14 protein-coding genes and 1 tRNA gene are annotated in these 19,978 nt (G+C 73.2%); 5 read left to right on the forward strand and 10 right to left on the reverse strand.

Annotated elements, in window-relative coordinates; genetic code table 11:
• Positions 1 to 3 precede the first annotated feature (3 nt).
• Positions 4 to 1,872: a translation elongation factor 4 gene (lepA, locus tag ACZ52R_RS04825; protein WP_360504336.1), complete on the reverse strand. Its 1,869-nt coding sequence runs from the start codon at positions 1,870 to 1,872 to the stop codon at positions 4 to 6.
• Positions 1,873 to 2,061: 189 nt separating this feature from the next.
• On the opposite strand from lepA, the gene ACZ52R_RS04830 reads away from it, so the two are divergent.
• The 4 genes from ACZ52R_RS04830 (at position 2,062) to ACZ52R_RS04845 (ending at position 5,565) form a co-directional block, all read left to right on the forward strand.
• The gene (locus ACZ52R_RS04830; RefSeq protein ID WP_465620127.1) at positions 2,062 to 2,391 is read left to right on the forward strand and encodes an antibiotic biosynthesis monooxygenase family protein; all 330 of its coding nucleotides are present in this window, start codon (positions 2,062 to 2,064) and stop codon (positions 2,389 to 2,391) included.
• Positions 2,392 to 2,523: 132 nt separating this feature from the next.
• The gene (locus ACZ52R_RS04835) at positions 2,524 to 4,038 is read left to right on the forward strand and encodes an acyltransferase family protein (protein WP_465752738.1); all 1,515 of its coding nucleotides are present in this window, start codon (positions 2,524 to 2,526) and stop codon (positions 4,036 to 4,038) included.
• Between the two features lie 149 nt (positions 4,039 to 4,187).
• Positions 4,188 to 4,457 (forward strand): 30S ribosomal protein S20, encoded by a 270-nt coding sequence (rpsT, locus tag ACZ52R_RS04840; protein WP_045938443.1) that lies wholly within the window; start codon positions 4,188 to 4,190, stop codon positions 4,455 to 4,457.
• Between the two features lie 433 nt (positions 4,458 to 4,890).
• Positions 4,891 to 5,565 carry a hypothetical protein gene (locus tag ACZ52R_RS04845; protein WP_465620122.1) on the forward strand — a complete coding sequence of 225 codons (675 nt, stop codon included), beginning with the start codon at positions 4,891 to 4,893 and terminating at the stop codon, positions 5,563 to 5,565.
• A gap of 124 nt (positions 5,566 to 5,689) precedes the next feature.
• Here the strand turns inward: ACZ52R_RS04845 and holA are convergent, their stop codons facing one another.
• Positions 5,690 to 6,688 (reverse strand): DNA polymerase III subunit delta, encoded by a 999-nt coding sequence (gene holA / locus ACZ52R_RS04850; RefSeq protein WP_465620120.1) that lies wholly within the window; start codon positions 6,686 to 6,688, stop codon positions 5,690 to 5,692.
• Positions 6,689 to 6,766: 78 nt separating this feature from the next.
• Here holA and ACZ52R_RS04855 point away from each other — a divergent pair, with 78 nt between their 5' ends.
• On the forward strand, positions 6,767 to 7,060 hold the full coding sequence (locus tag ACZ52R_RS04855; protein ID WP_360510192.1) for a hypothetical protein: 294 nt from the start codon (positions 6,767 to 6,769) through the stop codon (positions 7,058 to 7,060).
• A 318-nt stretch (positions 7,061 to 7,378) separates the two neighbouring features.
• Here ACZ52R_RS04855 and ACZ52R_RS04860 read toward each other — a convergent pair whose 3' ends face one another.
• The 8 genes from ACZ52R_RS04860 to ACZ52R_RS04895 all read right to left on the reverse strand — a co-directional run bounded on the left by ACZ52R_RS04860 (position 7,379) and on the right by ACZ52R_RS04895 (position 19,925).
• Complete coding sequence (locus tag ACZ52R_RS04860; protein ID WP_465620117.1) at positions 7,379 to 10,024, reverse strand: ComEC/Rec2 family competence protein; 2,646 nt, start codon at positions 10,022 to 10,024, stop codon at positions 7,379 to 7,381.
• Positions 10,025 to 10,068: 44 nt separating this feature from the next.
• Positions 10,069 to 11,154, reverse strand: a complete 1,086-nt coding sequence (locus ACZ52R_RS04865; protein WP_465752740.1) for a ComEA family DNA-binding protein — start codon at positions 11,152 to 11,154, stop codon at positions 10,069 to 10,071.
• Positions 11,155 to 11,328: 174 nt separating this feature from the next.
• Positions 11,329 to 12,174 (reverse strand): DegV family protein, encoded by an 846-nt coding sequence (locus ACZ52R_RS04870; protein ID WP_465620113.1) that lies wholly within the window; start codon positions 12,172 to 12,174, stop codon positions 11,329 to 11,331.
• Between the two features lie 165 nt (positions 12,175 to 12,339).
• Positions 12,340 to 13,131: a hypothetical protein gene (locus tag ACZ52R_RS04875; RefSeq protein ID WP_465662703.1), complete on the reverse strand. Its 792-nt coding sequence runs from the start codon at positions 13,129 to 13,131 to the stop codon at positions 12,340 to 12,342.
• A 300-nt stretch (positions 13,132 to 13,431) separates the two neighbouring features.
• Positions 13,432 to 16,338 carry a leucine--tRNA ligase gene (leuS, locus tag ACZ52R_RS04880; RefSeq protein ID WP_465620109.1) on the reverse strand — a complete coding sequence of 969 codons (2,907 nt, stop codon included), beginning with the start codon at positions 16,336 to 16,338 and terminating at the stop codon, positions 13,432 to 13,434.
• 429 nt (positions 16,339 to 16,767) lie between these two features.
• The gene (locus ACZ52R_RS04885) at positions 16,768 to 18,066 is read right to left on the reverse strand and encodes a hypothetical protein (protein WP_360509500.1); all 1,299 of its coding nucleotides are present in this window, start codon (positions 18,064 to 18,066) and stop codon (positions 16,768 to 16,770) included.
• Positions 18,067 to 18,163: 97 nt separating this feature from the next.
• Positions 18,164 to 18,236, reverse strand: a tRNA-Ala gene (locus tag ACZ52R_RS04890).
• A gap of 249 nt (positions 18,237 to 18,485) precedes the next feature.
• Positions 18,486 to 19,925, reverse strand: a complete 1,440-nt coding sequence (locus ACZ52R_RS04895; protein ID WP_465752742.1) for an MFS transporter — start codon at positions 19,923 to 19,925, stop codon at positions 18,486 to 18,488.
• Positions 19,926 to 19,978: the final 53 nt, after the last annotated feature.

The raw sequence follows: 19,978 nt of genomic DNA on the forward strand, positions 1-19,978 counted from the left end.
CGGTTACTTCTTGTCCTTCGGCGCCTCGGCGTCGGTGGACAGCGCGGCGATGAAGGCCTCCTGCGGGACCTCCACGCGGCCGACCATCTTCATCCGCTTCTTGCCTTCCTTCTGCTTCTCCAGCAGCTTGCGCTTACGCGAGATGTCACCGCCGTAGCACTTGGCGAGGACGTCCTTGCGGATCGCGCGGACCGTCTCACGGGCGATCACCCGGGAGCCGATCGCGGCCTGGATCGGCACCTCGAACTGCTGGCGGGGGATCAGCTTCTGCAGCTTGCCCGCCATCATCACGCCGTAGCCGTAGGCCTTGTCCTTGTGGACGATCGCGGAGAAGGCGTCCACCGCGTCGCCGTGCAGCAGGATGTCGACCTTCACCAGCTGGGCGCTCTGCTCGCCGATCGGCTCGTAGTCGAAGGAGCCGTAGCCGCGGGTCTTGGACTTCAGCTGGTCGAAGAAGTCGAAGACGATCTCGGCGAGCGGCAGGGTGTAGCGCAGCTCTACGCGGTCCTCGGAGAGGTAGTCCATGCCCTGGAGGTTGCCGCGGCGGGCCTGGCAGAGCTCCATGATCGCGCCGACGAACTCGTTCGGCGCCAGGATGGTGCCGCGCACGATCGGCTCGTAGACCTCGGCGAGCTTGCCGGTCGGGAACTCGCTCGGGTTGGTGACGGTGTGCTCGGTGCCGTCCTCCATGATCACCCGGTAGATCACGTTGGGGGCGGTGGAGATCAGGTCGAGGTTGAACTCGCGCTCCAGGCGCTCCCGGATGATCTCCAGGTGCAGCAGGCCGAGGAAGCCGCAGCGGTAGCCGAAGCCGAGCGCGACCGAGGTCTCCGGCTCGTAGACCAGCGCGGCGTCGTTGAGCCGCAGCTTGTCCAGGGCGTCGCGCAGCAGCGGGTAGTCCGAGCCGTCCAGCGGGTAGAGGCCGGAGAACACCATCGGGCGCGGGTCCTTGTAGCCGCCCAGCGCCTCGGTCGCGCCCTTGTGCATCGAGGTGATGGTGTCACCGACCTTGGACTGCCGGACGTCCTTCACACCGGTGATGATGTAGCCCACCTCGCCGACGCCGAGGCCGTCGGCGACCTTCGGCTCGGGCGAGATGACGCCGATCTCCAGCAGCTCGTGCGTCGCGCCGGTGGACATCATCGCGATCCGCTCACGCTTGGTGAGCTGGCCGTCGACCACCCGGACGTAGGTGACCACGCCGCGGTAGGAGTCGTAGACCGAGTCGAAGATCATCGCGCGGGCCGGGGCGTCCTTGACGCCGACCGGGGCCGGGATGGTGTCGACGATGTGGTCCAGCAGGCCTTCGACGCCGAGACCGGTCTTGGCGCTGACCTGCAGCACGTCCGAGGGGTCGCAGCCGATGATGTGCGCGATCTCCGCCGCGTACTTCTCCGGCTGGGCGGCCGGCAGGTCGATCTTGTTGAGCACCGGGACGATCGTGAGGTCGTTCTCCAGCGCCAGGTACAGGTTGGCGAGGGTCTGCGCCTCGATGCCCTGGGCCGCGTCGACCACCAGGATCGTGCCCTCGCACGCGGCGAGGGAACGGGACACCTCGTACGTGAAGTCCACGTGGCCGGGGGTGTCGATCATGTTGAGGATGTGCGTCGCCCCGGCGTTCGGCCCGGTCGTCGGCGCCCACGGGAGGCGGACCGCCTGCGACTTGATGGTGATGCCGCGCTCACGCTCGATGTCCATGCGGTCGAGGTACTGGGCACGCATCTGCCGGGGGTCGACGACACCGGTGATCTGCAGCATCCGGTCTGCGAGCGTCGACTTGCCGTGGTCGATGTGGGCGATGATGCAGAAGTTGCGGATCAGCGCCGGGTCGGTACGGCTGGGCTCTGGCACATTGCTGGGGGTCGCGGGCACCTTGGTCCGATTCTCCGTTGGTCCGGGGCCGGGGGTGTCCGGGTCATCGCTGACCGGTTTCCCGGGGACCGGACAGTCTCGTCCGATCGAAATAGTTCCTCCCATCCTCCCACGAGCGCGGGCCGTGCTGCCGTTCGGGCACCGCCCGACCCTTCCGCCACCCGTCCCCGGGCGGCAGGATGGCCTCCCGTGATCCTCGAAAGCGCCCTGCTCGACGTCCTGCCCGGCCGGGAGGAAGAATTCCTCGCCGCCTTCGCCGAGGCCCGCCCGCTGATCGCCGTCCAGCGCGGCTTCCGCTCCCTGCAACTACGCCGCTGCCTCGACGAGGGCCGCGGCTCGCGCTTCCTCCTCCAGGTCGAATGGGAGACCCTCGCCGACCACACCGAGGGCTTCCGCACCTCCCCCGAGTACCAGCGCTGGCGCGCCCTGCTGCACCACTTCTACCGCCCGTTCCCGGAGGTCGAGCACTACGGCGAGCCCCTGCTCGACGCCTGGCCGGCCCGACTCGTGAGGTCCTGAGGTCCGTGAGGTCTCCTGAGGTCCGTCAGGTTCTCCTGAGGTCGGGGACGGGGCCTCCCGGCCCGGTCGGCTCGACCTGGTTCGCCTGCGGATATGTTCCGCCAGGCGATCGGTAAGCTAATCTGCCCAGCCGTGAGACGGATCGAACTCAGCCGCGTGCGCCGCGGAGCGCGGAACAGACCGCACGACAAGGCCGCAGCGGCCCCAGCGAGGCTCGGCTGGCTGGACGCGCTGCGCGGCCTCGCCGCCCTCGCCGTGGCCATGCACCACTTCGGGCTGCGGTTCTTCATCCCGCACGGCACGGCGCTGACCCACCACTTCGACCTCGGCCTGTTCGGGGTCATGCTGTTCTTCCTGGTCAGCGGCTACATCGTGCCCGCCTCCCTGGAACGCCGAGGCGACATGCAGGCGTTCTGGGTCGGCCGCGCGTTCCGGATCTACCCGGCACTCATCGCCGGGTTCGTCGCGGCGCTGGTGATCCTCCCGGCCGGGCACAACATGCTGATCGACCGATCCGTCTTCGATCGCCCGCTGCTCTCGCTCGGGGCCAACAGCATGCTGCTCCAGGACCTGCTGGGCGTGCCCAACGCCATCGGCATCATGTGGAGCCTCACCTACGAGATGGTGTTCTACTACTTCGTGTCCGCCCTGTTCGTGCTCCGCAAGCACCGGCAGAGCGGACCGATCGCCGTGGGCTTCGCCACCTGCGCGGTCCTGCTCGGCGGGGTGATCGCCCCGGCGAACCTCGCCAAGCAGGGACTGTCAACCGAGAACCTGGTCCTGGCCACCGGACTCGTCGCGGCCATGGGCCTGCTCTGTGCGATCAGCGGCAACTCCCAGCTCACCCGCACCGGAGCCCTGCTGCTCGGCGCGCTCGGCGTCCTGCTGGCGTTCGGCAGCAGCCGGTCCGCGCTGTTCGAAACGATGATGATCTTCGCGACCATGTTCGCCGGAACCGTCATCTACCGCGCGGAGCACGGCCAGATCGACCGCATCCAGGCCATCGCCTACTGCGGCTTCGTCTTCCTCGCCGGGGTCCTCGGCGGGCGCATGTACAACCACGGGGACGCCCTGTGGCGGACCTGGACCACCAGCTGGATGGCGTGGTCCTTCGCCTACGCCGGAGCCTGGATCATGCTGATCCTGGGGATGGCGCTGAAGAAGCGGCGCTTCCCGAAGGCGCTCACCTGGCTGGGCACCGTCAGCTACTCGGTGTACCTGCTGCACTGGCTGGTCATCGACGGCATGGACTGGCTCTACGGCATGCCGTGGCTGTTCCAGGGGGCGCCGGCGCCGAAGTCGACCAAGTTCGCGATCGTCTTCACCCTGACCTTCCTCGCCATCACGCTCGCGGTCAGCTACCTGATGTACCGGCTGGTCGAGGTGCCGTTCCAGAGGCTCGGCCGGCGGTTCCTCACCTGGCTCCGGCGGCACACCGGCGGCCCGACCGACACCCGGGGCGCCGGCGCTCCGCTCCCCGCCCAGGGCGGCGCTCCGGCCGCGGAAGCGGTGCCCGCCGGTGCTGCTCCGGCGCCTGGCGGGTTCGTGCCGACGCCTGGCGGGCCCGTAGCGGCGTCCGGCAGGTCTGCTCCGACCGCGCCGACCGCCCCCGTGGGTGGCGCTCCCGCCGCCCCCGAGCCCGTGTGACCCGGTCACTGAGGCGGCCGGTTTGGGGCGGGCGGCGGGCCCCTGGTAGCGTGGTCAGCTGCACCTGGCCTCGGCATGCCCTCTCAGCTGGACCGACGGCCGCCCGGTGTGATCCCGTTCAGAACCTTTAGACAGACTGAGGCTCCTTCGTGGCGAACATCAAGTCCCAGATCAAGCGCAACAAGACCAACGAGAAGGCGCGCCTGCGCAACAAGGCCGTCAAGTCCTCGCTGAAGACCGCTCTGCGCAAGGCCCGTGAGGCCGCTGCCGCCGGCGAGACCGAGAAGGCCGCCGTGCTGGCCCGCGCCGCCTCCAAGGCGCTCGACAAGGCCGTGAGCAAGGGCGTCATCCACGCCAACCAGGCCGCCAACAAGAAGTCGGCCATCACCAAGCGCGTCAACACGGCCGTCCAGGCCTGACGCCCCCGGGGGTTCCGACCCCCGATCGTCCCAGGACGATCCGGCCCTCTACCCGGACCCTGAGACGCACGAGACTCGCACCGCACGCGGCCTGCGTTCGCCACGCGGGTGCGGTGCACGAAGCAGTACGGCAGGCGCCGCAGTCGGCCTCCTCCCCGGAGGCCACTGCGGCGCCTGTCGCGTTCCACGGTCCGGCCGCTATGGTCGGTCAGGTGCGATCGAGGTGCGGGGGAGCGCCCCGACGCCAGGCCCAGGGGGGAACTTCATGACGACGCCACCGCCACCGCCACCGTCGGCGCCGAACGGGCCGGGATACGGCTTCCCGCAGCAGCAGCCGCCGGGAATGCACCCGGTACCGGGCGCGCAGCCCGCACCCAGTGCGCCAGGGCCCGCGGGCTTCGGTCCGCCGCCGGGCTTGCCCACGTCGCCCGGGATGCCGACCGCTCCGGGCGCGGGGACGCCGCCCCGCTCCGGAGGGAACCTGCGGCGCAACGCCGTCTGGGCCTTCGTCGGCGCCATACTCGCCTCGGCCGGCTGGACCGCCGCCGTGGTGGCCGTCCCCGGCATGGTCAGCAGCGACTCCTCGCCGCGCAGCCTCGGCAGCTACCACCTCTCGGACGACTTCTGCACCACCGCGAAGCCCACCAAGCTGCTGCAGACGTACTCCGTCTCGGACACCTCGGCACCGACCCACCACACCGACCGGCACCCGGCCCTGGACAGCATGAACTGCTCGATGAGCCTCAAGCGGACCGGCGGCAACAGCGACAGCGAGTACGCCTCGGTCTACCTGCGCGCCGACCTGCACAAGGCCGTCAACCCCGCGCCCGAGCTGGCGGCCAACAAGGAGCTGTACCGGGCCCGCGGCTACCAGGTCACCGACGTCCCCGGGATCGGCGAGGAAGCGTACTTCCTGTACAAGGACGACGCCTCGGACAAGTACCACAGCGTCTACGCGGAGCTGGACATCCGCGACGGCGGGATGACGTACTACATCAACTACAGCGCCAGCTACACCGAGGGGAAGGCCAAGCCGCCGTCCAAGGACGACCTGCGCAGCGCCCTGCAGTCCGACGGCCAGGACGCCGTCCGGGCCATGAAGAAGTAGCCCTCCGGCCCGGCCCCGCTGTTCGCGTCGGCCCGCGCCGAGCCCCGCCGAGCACCGCCGGGCACCGCCGGGCCCGCCGCGTCGAATGGCCCCGCCGCGTCGGTGGGCGTCAGTAGGCGGGGCGTCAGTAGGCGGGGCGGGAGCCGGCCCGCGCGGCCCGGGCGACGGCGACCACCGCGCGCTCCAGGGCGAAGGCCGGGTCGTCCGACCCGCCCTTGACGGCGGCGTCGGCCTGGGCGATCGCGGTCAGCGCGGTGGCCACCCCGTCGCCCGTCCAGCCGCGCATCTGCTGGCGGACCCGGTCGACCTTCCACGGCGGCATGCCCAGCTCGCGGGCCAGGTCGGCCGGGCGCATGTTCCGCCCGGTGGTCGCCAGCCGCCCGATGCTGCGCACGCCGGAGGCCAGCGCGTAGGTGATACCGGTCGGCGGCTGGCCGACGGCCAGGGCCCAGCGCAGCCGCTCCAGCGCCTCGGCCGCCCGGCCGGTGACCGCCAGGTCGGCCACCTCGAAGCCGGTCGCCTCGGCCCGGCCGCTGTAGTAGCGGGCCACCACCGTCTCGTCGATCGTGCCCTCGACGTCCGAGGTCAGCTGGTTGCACGCGGCCGCGAGCTCGCGCAGGTCGCTGCCGAGCGCGTCCAGCAGCGTCTGGCAGGCCTCCGGGGTCGCCGAGCGGCCCAGCGTGCGGAACTCGCCCTTGACGAAGGCCAGCCGCTCGCTCGCCTTGGTCAGCTTGGCGCAGGCCACCTCGCGGCCGCCCGCCTTGCGCCCGGCGTCCAGCAGGCCCTTGCCCTTCGCACCGCCGGCGTGCACCAGCACCATGATCACTTCTTCGGCCGGGGCCTCGATGTACGCCTTGACCTCCTTCACCGAGTCGGCGGAGAGGTCCTGGGCGGCGCGGACCACGATGACCTTGCGCTCGGCGAACAGCGACGGCGTGGTCAGCTCGGCCAGGCTGCCGGGCTGCAGCCCGCCGGGCGGCAGATCCCGTACGTCGGTGTCCGGGTCCGCAGCCTTCGCCGCCGCCACCACCTGGGCGACCGCGCGGTCCAGCAGCAGCTCCTCCTGGCCGACCGCGAGGGTCAGCGGGGCGAGCAGGTCGTCGGGTGCACTCTTCCTGGCCATCGCCTACCAGCATCCCACGGGCCGCGGACACTCCCGCCCGCCCGGTCGGCCGAGCCGGGCAGCCTGGACAATGGCCGGGTGACCGAGAACCACACCACCGACCTCGCGGACCTCGACGACCCGCACGCCCGGCAGCTGCTCGTCCTGCCCGACCGCGACACCGCCGAAGAAGCCGCCGAGGAACTCAGCGCCACCCAACCCGACCTCGGCGAGCTCGAGATCGTACGCGACGCGCTCGCCGGCGAGGACGACGCCGAAGACGCCCAGTGGCTCATCGTGGTCGAAGCCCCGGACACCGGCTGGACCCCCGCCCTGCTGCACGCGCTCGACGCCCTGGCCACCGAGCACGAGGGCTGGCGCGAGCAGGCCTGAGGGCCGGGCCTCGCCGGCCGGGTCTGACGGGTCTGACGGGTCTGACGGGTCTGACGGGTCTGACGGGCGGATCGTGCCGTCAGGCCTGACGGATCGAGTCTTGCCGGGGAACCCTGCTCCCGGCTCTGCGAAGTGCTGTGGGGCGGGCCAGTTAGGGCCAATTTTGTTCCTGCTATTTTCGGCGCGCTCCGGGCTTGGCCCGGAGCGCGCCGAAACGTTTCTTCTGGCCCCGCCCCGCCCCTCCACTCCTCCCCCAACCCAACCCCCAACCCCTTTCCCTTCCCCACTTCGTGGTTGGGAGGAGGAGGAAAGCGGGGGTCACGCGGGCGGGGCCCGCGGTGTGCCCGGGGTCTGCCCGGGGCGGGTGGGGACCACCGAGTTGCTCGCGCCGCGGGCACGCGGCTTGTGGGCCGCGTGGGTGGGCTGCGGGTGGACGGACACGCCGAGAGTGGCCGGAGAGTCGCCGGTCACCGCGATGTCGCCCGCCCGGTCGGTCCGCAGCACGGTCGCGCCGAGCGCGCGCAGCCGGTCGACCGTCTTCGGGGAAGGGTGTCCGTAGGCGTTGCCCTCGCCGCAGGAGATGAGGGCCAGTCGGGGCCGCAGGGCGCCGGCGAGGTCCCAGTCCTGGTGGGCCGAACCGTGGTGCGCGACCTTCAGGACGTCGACCCTCCCCAGGCGGCCCAACAGGGCCGACTGGGCCGGTGGTTCGAGATCTCCAAGCAGTGCCATCCGTAGTCCTCCTGTCAGTGTCACCATCAGTGCGACGCTCGCGTTGTTCGCCCCGGGCGCCTCGATGTCCGCCCCCGGAACGGGCCACACCACGTCCCAGGCCAACTCCGCTCCGATCGACCGCCGTTCGCCGCGGCCGGCCCTCAGCATCGGAACTCCGGCCCCGGCGGCCCAGCCCCTCACCCGGGCCGCCTCGCCCGGCGGCTCGTCCAGCGTCGTGCCCTCGACCGCGCCGACCTTGCGCCCCCGCAACACCCCTGGCACGCCCTCGACATGGTCAGCGTGGAAGTGTGTCAGCAGCACGAGCGGCACCGTCGTGATGCCGAGGTCGCGCAGGCATCTGTCGGCGGCGTCCGGATCCGGCCCGGCATCGATCACCACGGCGCTGTCCGGCGCACCGGCCGCGAGGGCCAACATGTCTCCCTGGCCGACGTCGCACATCGCCAGGCGCCACCCCGGCGGTGGCCAGCCGGTGGCGATCCGGGTGAGTTGCGGCGGGCGCAGCAGTACGGCCAGCAGGACCACCAGCAACGCGCTCGTCACCAGTACCCGCACTCTGCGGCGCCCGGGGCGGGGGCGGACGGGCGCCCGGATGTCGGGCTCCGCCCGGCGGGGCAGCAGGAGCGGCGCCGCCCAGCAGACCGCCAGGACCGCCAATGCGACCGTCGCCGTCCCGAACCAACCTCCCGGCCAGGACAGTTGGCCGCCCGGCAGCTCGGCGCCGCGTCGCGCGACCAGGGCGAGCCAGCCGGCCGGCACCCCGGCCGGCATCGCGAGCAGGCCTGCCAGGGCCGGAAAGAGCGGCTGCAGGACGAGCACTCCGAAGCCGAGCAGCGTCGCCGGGGCCACCGCCAGCTCGGCCAGCAGGTTGCACGGGATGCCGACCAGGCTGATGTGCCCGGACAGCACCACCGTCACCGGCGCGCACAGTGCCTGCGCGGCCGCCGTCGCCGCGAAGGCGCCGGCCAGGTGGTGCGGCCAGCGCCGGGCCCGCAGGGCCTCGGCCCAGTGCGGCCCGAGGACGAGCAGCCCGGCCGTGGCGAGCACCGAGAGCAGGAAGCCGAACGAGCGCGACAGGAACGGGTCCAGCAGGACCAGCACCAGAACGGCTCCGGCGAGCGCGGGCACGGCCCGGCGGGGGCGGCCGGTGGCCAGGGCCAGCATGCCGATCAGCCCCGTCCCGGCCGCCCGTAGCACACTGGGCTCGGGGCGGCAGACGGTCACGAAGGCCAGCGTCAGCCCCGTGCCGAGCAGGGCGGCGGTGCGCAGCGACAGCCCCAGCACCGCGGCCAGCCCGCGCCGTTCCGCAGTGCCGGCCTGGCCGGGCGCGCCGAGCAGTGCGCCGAGGACGATCGCCAGGTTGGCCCCGCTGACCGCCACCAGGTGGACCAGGTCGGTGGCCCGGAAGGCGTCTTCGAGGTCGTCGGGCAGGCGCGAGGTGTCGCCCACCACCAGGCCCGGGAGCAGCCCGCGCGCGTCCGGCGGGAGCCCCTCGGTGGCCGCGCGCAGGCCCTCGCGCAGCCGGCCGGCGATTCGCTGCGGCAGGCTCGGCGGTGCCAGCTGCCGGGGCGGGCCGTGGACGAGCAGCAGCGCCGCGGACTCGGTGTCATGGCCCTCCCCCGCCGGCTGCACCTCGGCCTCCACGGCCAGCCGCTCGGACGGGAGCAGCCGCTGCCAGGTCTCGCTGTCTGCCCCTCGGACCATGACGGTCACGGGTGTGCGCGTCCGGGTGGTCCGCCTGTCCGGGAGCAGGACGACGCGGTCGGCCATCGCGTCCACGGTGAGGAGCGCCTGCCCGCCGGTGGTGCCGCCCCGGGAGGTGTGGACCTTGGGGTCTCCCGTGACGGTCAGCTCAACCTCCACCGCCGGGGCGGGGGCGGGCGCGGCCGGCGACCGTGGCGCGGCGTGCTCGGCCGCGCGGGCGAGTTCGGGCAGCGGGCCCCGGTGCAGGTCGGCCGTGTGCAGCGGGGTGGCGATCGCGGCCGCCGCTCCGGTGAGCAGGGCGGCGGCCAGCGTCACCGCGGCCCCGCGCCGACGCAGGACGCCCGGCCGGATGAGCAGCAGAACGGCCGCGAGCGCGGCGACGCCCGCCATCGCGAAGACGGAGGCCTCGTATCCCGACTCCAGGCGCAGGAGCGCCGCCGTGACCACCCAGGCCGAGACGGCGGGCAGCAGAAGCCGGAAGTCGGTGTCCGAAGAGCGGGCAGGCGGGTTCGATGCGGTGGCTGCGGACACGGCGGTACCTCCCTTCGCAGCGAGGGGGACGGATGGGGGAAGCGTCAGAGGGTGAGCAGCGGACGGAGTTCCGCGTACGTACGGGTGCCGATGCCGCTGACCTGCCGGAGCTGGTCGAGGGAGCGGAAGGAGCCGTGCGAGGTGCGGTAGGCGAGGATGCGCTGGGCGAGGGTCGGGCCGACGCCGGGGAGGGTGTCGAGCTGTTCGAGGGTGGCGCGGTTGAGGCTGACGGGTGGCCGGGGTACGGCGGGGCCCGGGGGTCCGCTGCCGGTTCCGGCGGCCGGGGCCGGGGCGGGGGCAGGGGCCTGCTCGCCGACCAGCAGCTGCTCACCGTCCGTCAGGACGCGGGCCAGGTTGAGGTTCTTGGTGTCCGTCTCCGGTAGCACTCCGCCCGCGGCCCGCAGGGCGTCGGCCACCCGCGAGCCGCCGGGCAGGGTGTGCAGGCCGGGGATGTGGACCCGCCCACCGACGTCGATCACGACGGCCGCACCGACGCCGACCCCAGCACCAGCGCCGGGCACGGCGCCGCCCGAGACGGCGGGACCGGCCTCGACGGCACCGACCGCACCGACCGCACCGACCCCTGACGTCGCATCGGCGGGGGCCGACGCGTCCGGCCCCGGCAGCGCCGAGGCAGCCGCCAGCGCGGGAACGGCGACCGTCTCCGGTCTGGCCAGCCAGAAGTGCTGGACGGCATAGCCGACCGCGAACAGCAGCAGGATGACCAGCCCGGCCACCGCGCGCCGGTCGAGCACCACCGCCGGAGCGAACGAACCGAACCGCGGACGCGGCCCGGCGCCCGGTGGCTCCACAGCAGCGCCCGGTGGCTCCGCGGCGGCGCCCAGACCCGTACCCGCACCCGCACCCGCACCCGCACCCGCACCCGCACCCGGTGGCAACGGCGCCGCGCCCGTCGGCGGCCCGGTCGCCGGCAGCTCCCCCGTCGCGGACGAGACCGCGCCCGCAGCGGCACCCGCAGCCGTAGCCGCCCCCGGGGAACCTCCCCCGCCTCCCCCCGTGCCCCGGCCGCCCACCGGCTCGTCGGCCGTCGGCAGCAGCGCCGCCATCCGCAGCCGCACCGTCTCGTTGATCGCTTGGCGCTTCGCCGCGCCCGGGCCCATCGTCGTCATGCCGAGGACGGTAGGAGTCCCCCGACGAGCGCGCCGAAATTACCGAAAGCCTGTGGATAACCCGGGGGTTGTGGACAAAAATTGTCACTCACACGAGCGATCAAGGCCATCACAAGTTGACCGGCACGGCGCTCGGCCCGCCGTTCCCGAACCGCCCGAAACCAGCCCGCCCCGTCAGCGCGGAGCGACCACCACCGCGAGCAGCCCCGGCCCGACATGCGCGCCGATCACCGCCCCCACCTCGCCGACGTACAGCTCCCGCAGCCCCGGCACCCGCGCCCGCAGCCGCTCCGCGAGCGGCTCGGCCCGGTCCTCGGCGGCGAGGTGGTGCACGGTGATGTCGACTTCCCGCTCCCCCGACCGCTCGACCGCGATCTCCTCCAGCCGCGCGATCGCCCGCGACGCCGTCCGCACCTTCTCCAGCGGCTCGATCCGCCCCCCGTCCAGGTGCAGCAGCGGCTTGACCGCCAGCGCCGACCCGAGCAGCGCCCGCGCCGCCCCGATCCGCCCGCCCCTGCGCAGGTGCTCCAGGGTGTCGACGTAGAAGAAGCCGTTGGTCTCCGCCGCCCGCCGGCCCGCCGCCTCGGCCGCCCCGGCCAGGCTCTGCCCGGCCGCGATCGCCTCGGCCGCCGCCAGCACCCCGTACCCGAGCGCCATCCCGACCAGCCGGCTGTCCACCACGCGCACCGGGACGGGCGCCTCGGCGGCCGCCAGCCGGGCGGCCTCGACGGTGCCGGACAGCTCTCCCGAGATGTGCACCGAGACGATCCCCTTCGCCCCGGCTTCGGCGGCCGCCCGGTACGCGGCGGCGAAGGTCTCCGGGTTCGGCCGTGAGGTGGTCACCCGCTGCTTGCCGTGCAGCGCCTCGGCGACGTCTTTCGGGGAGATCTCGACGCCCTCGCTCAGGACCGAGTCACCGACCGCGACGCTCAGCGGGACCACCGTGATCCCGTGCCGGTCGAGGGCCTCCTGCGGCAGATAGGCCGTGGAATCGGTGACAAGCGCGAGGTCGGAGGGCATGAGGCGGAGGTTACTCCCCGTTCGTGCGCGGGAACAGCGGCCGTCGGCGGACCACCGCGCCGCGGACGCGAGGTGCCCGCGAACCGCCCGCAAGGTGCCCGCGACCCGCCCGCGAGCCAACCCACGAACTGCTCAGAGAGCCGAGCCCGGTGAGCGCCGGGGAAGTCAGCCCGCCGAGGGCCCCGCCGAAGGCTTTCGCAGCCGCTGCGCCAGCTTGGCCAGCGGATCGGCGAGCCCCAACAGCTCCTCCGCGCTCGCACGCCCCTTCCCGTCCGTCAGCCCGGCCCGAGCTGTACCTGCGGCCGTACCCGCGGCCGCCCCCGCCGAGCCACCGGCACTCGAGCCGGACCCTGCACCGGCGCGACCAGAGTCGGCGGAAGCAGAACCGGCGGGAGCAGGACCGGCCCCGTCCCAGTGCCGCAGCGCCCCCGCCTCGCTCTCGCATTCCTGGCTGAGCCGGCTCAGCTCGTCCTCGGCGAACCGGTGCATCCGGTCCTGCGCCGCCCAGCGCATGGTCTCCGCCGCGTGCGTGATCCGTTCCGCCCGCTCGCGCAGCTCCGGCAGCTTGGCGGCGATCCGCGCGGTGTCCGGCTCGCGTTCGAGCATCCGCAGCTCGCCGTCGAGCTCCGCCGCGTGGGCGTCGAGCCGGGTGAGCAGGGCGAGCGCCTCGGCGAGCTGGCCGTCCTGCCCGAGTCCGCCTTCGAGCACCTGCCGGGTGCCGTCGAGCGAGGTCCGCAGGCCGAGCCGGACGGTGGCGATCTGCGCGGGCGGGCCGATCCTGGTGTACGTCTTCGCCTTGAGGGTGGCGGTCTCCACGGCGCGCCGGGCGTTCGCCTCGTGCTTCTCGATCTTCGCGCCGACGGCCTTGGCCGCCTTGACCGTGCCGACCACCGCCAGGACGACCCCCGCGATCCCGAAGAGCAGGACCAGGCCGATCATCACGCCGAACACGTCCATCGTGCGCCACCTTCCGCCACCGTTTCGGCCCCCACCGGGCCCAACGCGGGCCTCATCGCCGAGGGTTCCACGGTAGCGCCGGAGCCCTCCCCGGGGCGGCCCGAGCGGGCCCCGCGGCCCGAGATCAGGGACAGATCCGGGATCTCCCCGAGGGCCCGAGCCCGTCCCCGTCCCCCTCGACAGGGCCCCGAGCCCGTCCCCGTCCCCCTCGACAGGACCCCGAGCCCGTCCCCCTCCCCCTCACATGGCACCGGGCGGGCGCCCCGAAGGACGCCCGCCCGGTCAGCCCCGGCCCCGGAATCAGCCGGTGACGATGTTCACCAGCTTCGGAGCACGCGCGATGACCTTGCGCACCTCCGCGCCGCCGATCGCCGTGACCACCGCCGGGTCCGCCAGCGCCAGGGCCTCCAGCTCGGCGTCCGAGATGCTCGGCGCGACCTCCAGCCGGGCCTTGACCTTGCCCTTGATCTGCACGACGCAGGTCACCGACTCGTCGACCACGTACGCCGGGTCGGCGACCGGGTAGTCGGTGTGCGCCAGCGACTCGCCGTGGCCCAGCCGGCGCCACAGCTCCTCGGCGATGTGCGGGGCCAGCGGCGCGACCATCAGCACCAGCTGCTCGGCCACGGCGCGCGGCGTCGAGCCGCGCTTGACCAGGAAGTTGTTCAGCTCGATGGCCTTGGCGACGGCCGTGTTGAAGCGCAGCGCGGCCATGTCGCCGCGGATGCCGTCGATCGCCTTGTGCAGGGCGCGCAGCGTCGCCTCGTCCGGCGTCTCCTCGGTGACGACCAGTTCGCCGGTGGTCTCGGAGACGACGTTGCGCCACAGCCGCTGCAGGAAGCGGTAGGAGCCGACGACGGCGCGGGTGTCCCACGGGCGGGAGACGTCCAGCGGGCCCATCGACATCTCGTACAGGCGCAGCGTGTCGGCGCCGTACTCGTCGGCGATGTCGTCCGGCGCGACGGCGTTCTTCAGGGACTTGCCCATCTTCCCGGCCTCGCGCTTGACCGGCTCGCCCTGCCAGGAGTACTGGCCGTCGCGCTCCTCGACCTCGGTGGCGGGCACCGGGAAGCCGCGCTCGTCGCGGTAGACGTCGGCGGTGATCATGCCCTGGTTGAACAGCTTGTGGAACGGCTCGACGGAGGAGACGTGGCCCAGGTCGTGCAGCACCTTGTGCCAGAAGCGCGCGTACAGCAGGTGCAGCACGGCGTGCTCGGCACCGCCGACGTACAGGTCGACGCCGCCGGCCGGCTTGGTCTCCGTCGGGCCCAGCCAGTACTGCTCGTTGGCCGGGTCGACGACCGCCGAGGAGTTGGCCGGGTCGACGTAGCGCAGCTCGTACCAGCACGAACCCGCCCAGTTGGGCATGGTGTTGGTCTCGCGGCGGTACTGCTTCGGCCCGTCGCCCAGGTCCAGCTCGACGTTGACCCAGGCTTCGTTGCGCGACAGCGGGGTCTCGGGCGAGGAGCTGGAGTCGAACGCGTCGTAGGTGCGCGGCGAGTAGTCGTCGACCTCGGGGACCTCGACGGGCAGCATCGACTCGGGCAGCGCGTGCATGACGCCGTCCTCGTCGTAGACGATCGGGAAGGGCTCGCCCCAGTACCGCTGGCGGCTGAACAGCCAGTCGCGCAGGCGGTAGTTGACGGTGCCCTCGCCGATGCCGCGCTCGGCCAGCCAGGCGGTCACGTGGGCCTTGGCGTCGACGACGCTCAGGCCGTCCAGGGTCAGCCCGTCACCGGAACCCGCGGAGCCCTGCTCCCGGGCGGAGTTGACGATGACGGAGTCGTACGTGTCGAACGCGTCGTCCCACTGCGTCGGGTCCTCGCCGCGTCCGTCGGTTGGCTCGACGACGCAGCGCATCGGCAGGGCGAAGGCGCGGGCGAAGGCGAAGTCGCGGTGGTCGTGGGCGGGGACGGCCATGATGGCGCCGGTGCCGTAGCCCATCAGCACGTAGTCGGCGATGAACACCGGGACGGACGCGCCGCTGACCGGGTTGACGGCGTAGGCGCCGGTGAAGACGCCGGTCTTGACCTTGGCGTCGACCTGGCGCTCGACGTCCGACTTGGCGGCGGCGGTGGCCCGGTAGGCGGCGACGGCCTCGGCGGGGGTGGCGGCGCCGCCGGTCCACTCGGCGGGCACGTCCTGCGGCCAGGCGGCGGGGACGATCGAGTCGACCAGGCCGTGCTCGGGCGCCAGCACCATGTAGGTGGCGCCGAACAGGGTGTCGGGGCGGGTGGTGAAGACGGTGATCTTCTCTCCGGAGCCGACCGCGAAGTCGACCCGGGCGCCTTCGGAGCGTCCGATCCAGTTGCGCTGCTGCAGCTTGATGGCCTCGGGCCAGTCCAGCAGGTCCAGGTCCTCGATCAGCCGGTCGGAGTACGCGGTGATGCGCATCATCCACTGGCGCAGGTTGGACTTGAACACCGGGAAGTTGCCGCGCTCGGAGCGGCCGTCCGCGGTGACCTCCTCGTTGGCCAGTACGGTGCCCAGGCCGGGGCACCAGTTGACCGGCACCTCCTTGGCGTACGCCAGGCGGTACTCGCTCAGCGCCTCGTCGCGCTCGGCGGCGGACAGGGACGCCCACGGGCGCCCGTCCGGGGTCTGCCGCTCGCCGGACTCGAACTGCGCGACCAGCTCGGTGATCGGACGGGCCTTGCGGGCGGCCTCGTCGTACCAGGAGTTGAAGATCTGCAGGAAGATCCACTGGGTCCAGCGGTAGTACTCCGGGTCGATCGTGGAGATCGAGCGGCGCGGGTCGTGGCCCAGGCCCAGCCGGCGCAGCTGGTGGCGCATGTTGGCGATGTTGGCCTCGGTGGAGACCCGCGGGTGGGTGCCGGTCTGCACCGCGTACTGCTCGGCGGGCAGGCCGAAGGCGTCGTAGCCCAGCGTGTGCAGCACGTTGTGGCCGGTCATCCGCTGGTAGCGGGCGAAGACGTCGGTGGCGATGTAGCCCAGCGGGTGGCCGACGTGCAGGCCCGCGCCCGAGGGGTACGGGAACATGTCCATGATGAAGCTGTGCGGCTTCGCGGCGACGTCACCGGCCGACGGGTCGGCCAGCGCACCGGTGGGGTTGGGGGCGTGGAAGGTGCCCTCCTTCTCCCAGATGTCCTGCCAGCGGGACTCGATCTCGGCCGCCAGCGCGGCGCTGTACCGGAACTGCTCGGTCGCGGTCTCGGCCGCGCCGGACGCAGGGGTCGTCTCGCTCATGGTCCTTCAAGCTCCATCGATGTCGGTTGGCGAACCGCGCAGGAGGCCGGCCCGTGGGCCCCGCCCGGGACGGGGTCGGGGGCGGAAAACAAAAAAGCCCCTCGCAGGAGGGGACGCCACGCCGACTCCGGCACCGCCCGAGGGCTCAGCCGGTCCTGGTCAGCGCGGCCGGCTAAGGAGCAGGCGCACGGTTCGCATGGGCTCAGGGTACCGCAAGCGACTCAGCGCGCTCCCGGGTATACCCGCCGGGACGGCCGCCCCGCACCAGCCTCGCCGACCAGCCGGACCGCCACCACGGCAGCCCCACGGCGACCGTCCCACCAGGACAGCCCCACGCACCCGGAACCAGCGGCCAACCGCCGCACCACCGCCCCAACACCCCACCGCACCCGCACCCGCGCCACCACCCGCACCACCACCCCGCCACCCTCACCGCGCCGCCGCCACCCGCCCCGCCGCGTCGAAGTCCCGCAGCGCCTTAGCCAGCCGCTCGGACTGCATCCCCGCCGCGAGCGAGCGCGCCAGCGCCGCCGTGCGGGCCGCCTCCCGCTGGTCGCCGAGCCGCCGGTGGGTCTCGGCGAGGCGCACCATCAGCAGCACCTTGGAGCGGGCCCGCCCGGGGCCGAGTCCGGCCACGGCCTCGGCGAGCAGGGCCTTCGCGAGCCGGTTCCGGCCGAGCGCCAGCCACGCTTCCCCCACCATCCCGGCGAGGGAGGCACGGGCCTCCTCGGTGCCGGGCACGCCGTCCAGTTCGGCGAAGGCGCGGGCGGCGGCGGCCTCGGCCCGCTCCGGCTCGTCCCGGCGGCCGTACGCGCGGGCGAGCCGGCCGAGCTGGCGGGCCCGGCCGGTGGGGCCGAGCGCGGCGCCGTGGGCCTCCAGGGCGGTTTCGAGTGCGGAGACGGCGTCCAGGCCGCGTCCGCCCGGGCCCTGGGTGGCGAGCACGACCAGCGCGCCGAGCACGGCGACCCCGAGCCGGGGGTCTCCGCTGACGTGGGCGGCGCGCAGGGCGGCGACGAAGGCGCGCTGGGCGGCCGCGTCGTGGCCGAGGTCGTACGCGGCCCAGCCGGCCAGCCGGGCGAGCCGGCTGGCCGTGCCGTAGAGCTCGCGTCCCAGCCGTTCGTCGTACGCGCCGAGTTCCAGCAGTTTGGCCAGCATGGCGAGTTCGGCCCGGGTGGGGCCGAGGACGAGGCCGCCGCCGCAGGAGCGTTCGAGCCGCTGCTTGCTGCGGTAGGACAGGCCGAGTTCGCCGACCAGTCCGGCTTCGACGCGCAGCGCGCCCTCGCCGCCTCCGACGGGTGGCGGCGGGGAGGCGAGCCGGGCGGCGGCCTGGTCGAGGTCGGCGTTGCGGAACAGGTCGGTGAGGCGGACCGGTCCGGCGTCGGTGGCGGCTTCGCGCAGCGCGGTCTGGGCGGTGTCGGCGGTCCACGGGTCGGTGAGCAGCCGGGGCGAGAGGATCTTGGCGCCGCGGTGGCCGCCCATCCGGCCCCAGAGCTGCTCGTAGGTGACGGCGATGCCGAGGGTGCGGCTGAGGACCTCGCAGACCGCCTGGTCGTGCGGGCTGCGTGGCACCATGCCGCGGTCGCGCCACTTGTACGGGGCGGTGGAGCTGATGGCCAGGCCCGGCGGCAGCGCGAGGCTCACTTCACGGGCGAGCCGTTCCGGACTCCAGCCGAGTTGGTGGAGTATCCGGGCCAGTTCCTCGTTCCGCCTTCGCTCCAGATCGGCCATGGCACGACGGTAGCGGGATTCCGGGTGCTCCCGCCGGTGGCGGGGGCGAAACGGCGAAGAGCCGCCTCCCGAAACGGGAGGCGGCTCTCGACTGCTGTGGAGCTACGGGGAATTGAACCCCGGACCTCTTGCATGCCATGCAAGCGCTCTACCAACTGAGCTACAGCCCCTTGACCTGCGATGTCACCGGGTTCTTGGCCGTTTCCGTCCGGTTTCCCTCGGCGACATCGACTACTTTACACGGTCAGGGGCGTGCTCCAGAAATCCGTTTCCCGAGGTCCCGGCGGGGGCTCCCGAGGAGCGGCGCTCCGCGCCCCCGAGTCCGCCCCCCGCCCCCCGCCCTCCACCCTCCACCCTCCACCCTCCGCCTTCCGTCCCCCGCCGCAGGACCGTCCCCTATGCACGACGGCACCTTCCTCCTAACGCACGGCCCGCCGGCTGCGCGCGGCGAAGCCCGCGGCGGCCAGGACCGCGACGGCGTTGACCAGCAGCGTGGTCTGCAGCGCGTGTCCGGAGTCGGCGGCCGGTGCGGGCAGGTCGACCTGCCCGAGGAACACCGAGCCGAGCACCGCGACCCCGATCACCTGCCCGAGCTGGATGACCGTCACCATGACCCCGCTGGCGTCGGCCGCGTCCTCGGGCGCCACCCCCGCGAGCGCCCGGGCGAACAGCGGCGCGTACGCGCAGCCGGCGATCAGGCCGAGCGCGGCCATCTCGGCCAGCGGTCCCGCGCCGATCTCGGCGCCGCCGCCGAGCAGGACGCCCAGCAGCAGGTAGCCACCGCCGAGGAGCACCGCAGCGAGCGTCGGCAGGGCCGCGTGCAGCCGTCCGGGCAGCCGGTGCCAGTGCATGCTGGACACGCCGAAGCCGATCGCGACGGGCGCCGAGCAGAGCCCGGCCTTCAGGGCGGTGTGGCCGAGCGCGGCCTGCTGGTGCAGGGCGAAGGAGAACATGAAGCCGGCGAAGGCGGCCATGATCGCGAACAGTCCGGCCGCCGCCGGCCGCAGCCCGGGGGCGCGCAGCACCCGTCCGGGGATCAGCGGCTGCCCGCCGCCGCGGGCGATCCGGCGCTCGACCACCACGAACAGGCCGAACAGCAGCACGCTGCCCGCGATCATCGCCCAGCCCCAGGCGGGCCAGCCGAGCTCGTGGCCGAGGACGAGCGGCACCACCAGCAGGCCGAGTGCCGCGCCGAGCACCGCCAGGCCGGGGATGTCGAAGCCGCGCGAGGCGTCGCCGGGGGTCCGGGGCAGCAGCCGGGCGCCGGCGGCCAGCAGCAGCACCCCGATCGGCACGTTGACGAGGAACACCGGCCGCCACCCGCTGCCGAACAGGTCGGCGCTGACCAGCACGCCGCCGAGCACCTGGCCGAGCGCCATGCCGCCGGCCAGCACCGCCGAGTAGAGGCCGAGCACCCGGGTGCGGGCGGCGCCGGTGAAGGTGCGCTGCAGCAGGCTCATCACCTGGGGCACCATCAGTGCCGAGCCGGCGCCCTGGAGCAGTCGGAAGGCGATCAGCCAGCCGGTGGACGGGGCGAGGCCGCAGGCCAGCGAGGTGGCGGTGAACGCGGCCAGGCCGATCTGGAACAGTCGGCTGTAGCCGTACCGGGCGCCCAGCCGGGCCCCGGTGATGAGCAGCACGGCGTAGGCGATGGTGTAGCCGGCGATCACCAGTTGCAGGGCGGCGCCGGAGGCGCCCAGGTCGGTCCGGATGGTGGGTACCGCGACATTGACGATGGAGACGTCGAGGACGGCCATGAACTGCCCGCACAGGACGAGCGTGAGGAGGAGACCGGGCCGTACGGCCGGGGCCCCGATGGTGCGTCCGGCCACACTGGGCCGGATCTGAAGGTCCGTCATGGCCACCAGCCTGCGGCCGTGCCGGTACTGGTGGTTAGAGCCTGCTGATCCTG

This window comes from Kitasatospora sp. NPDC034023 (assembly GCF_055575795.1).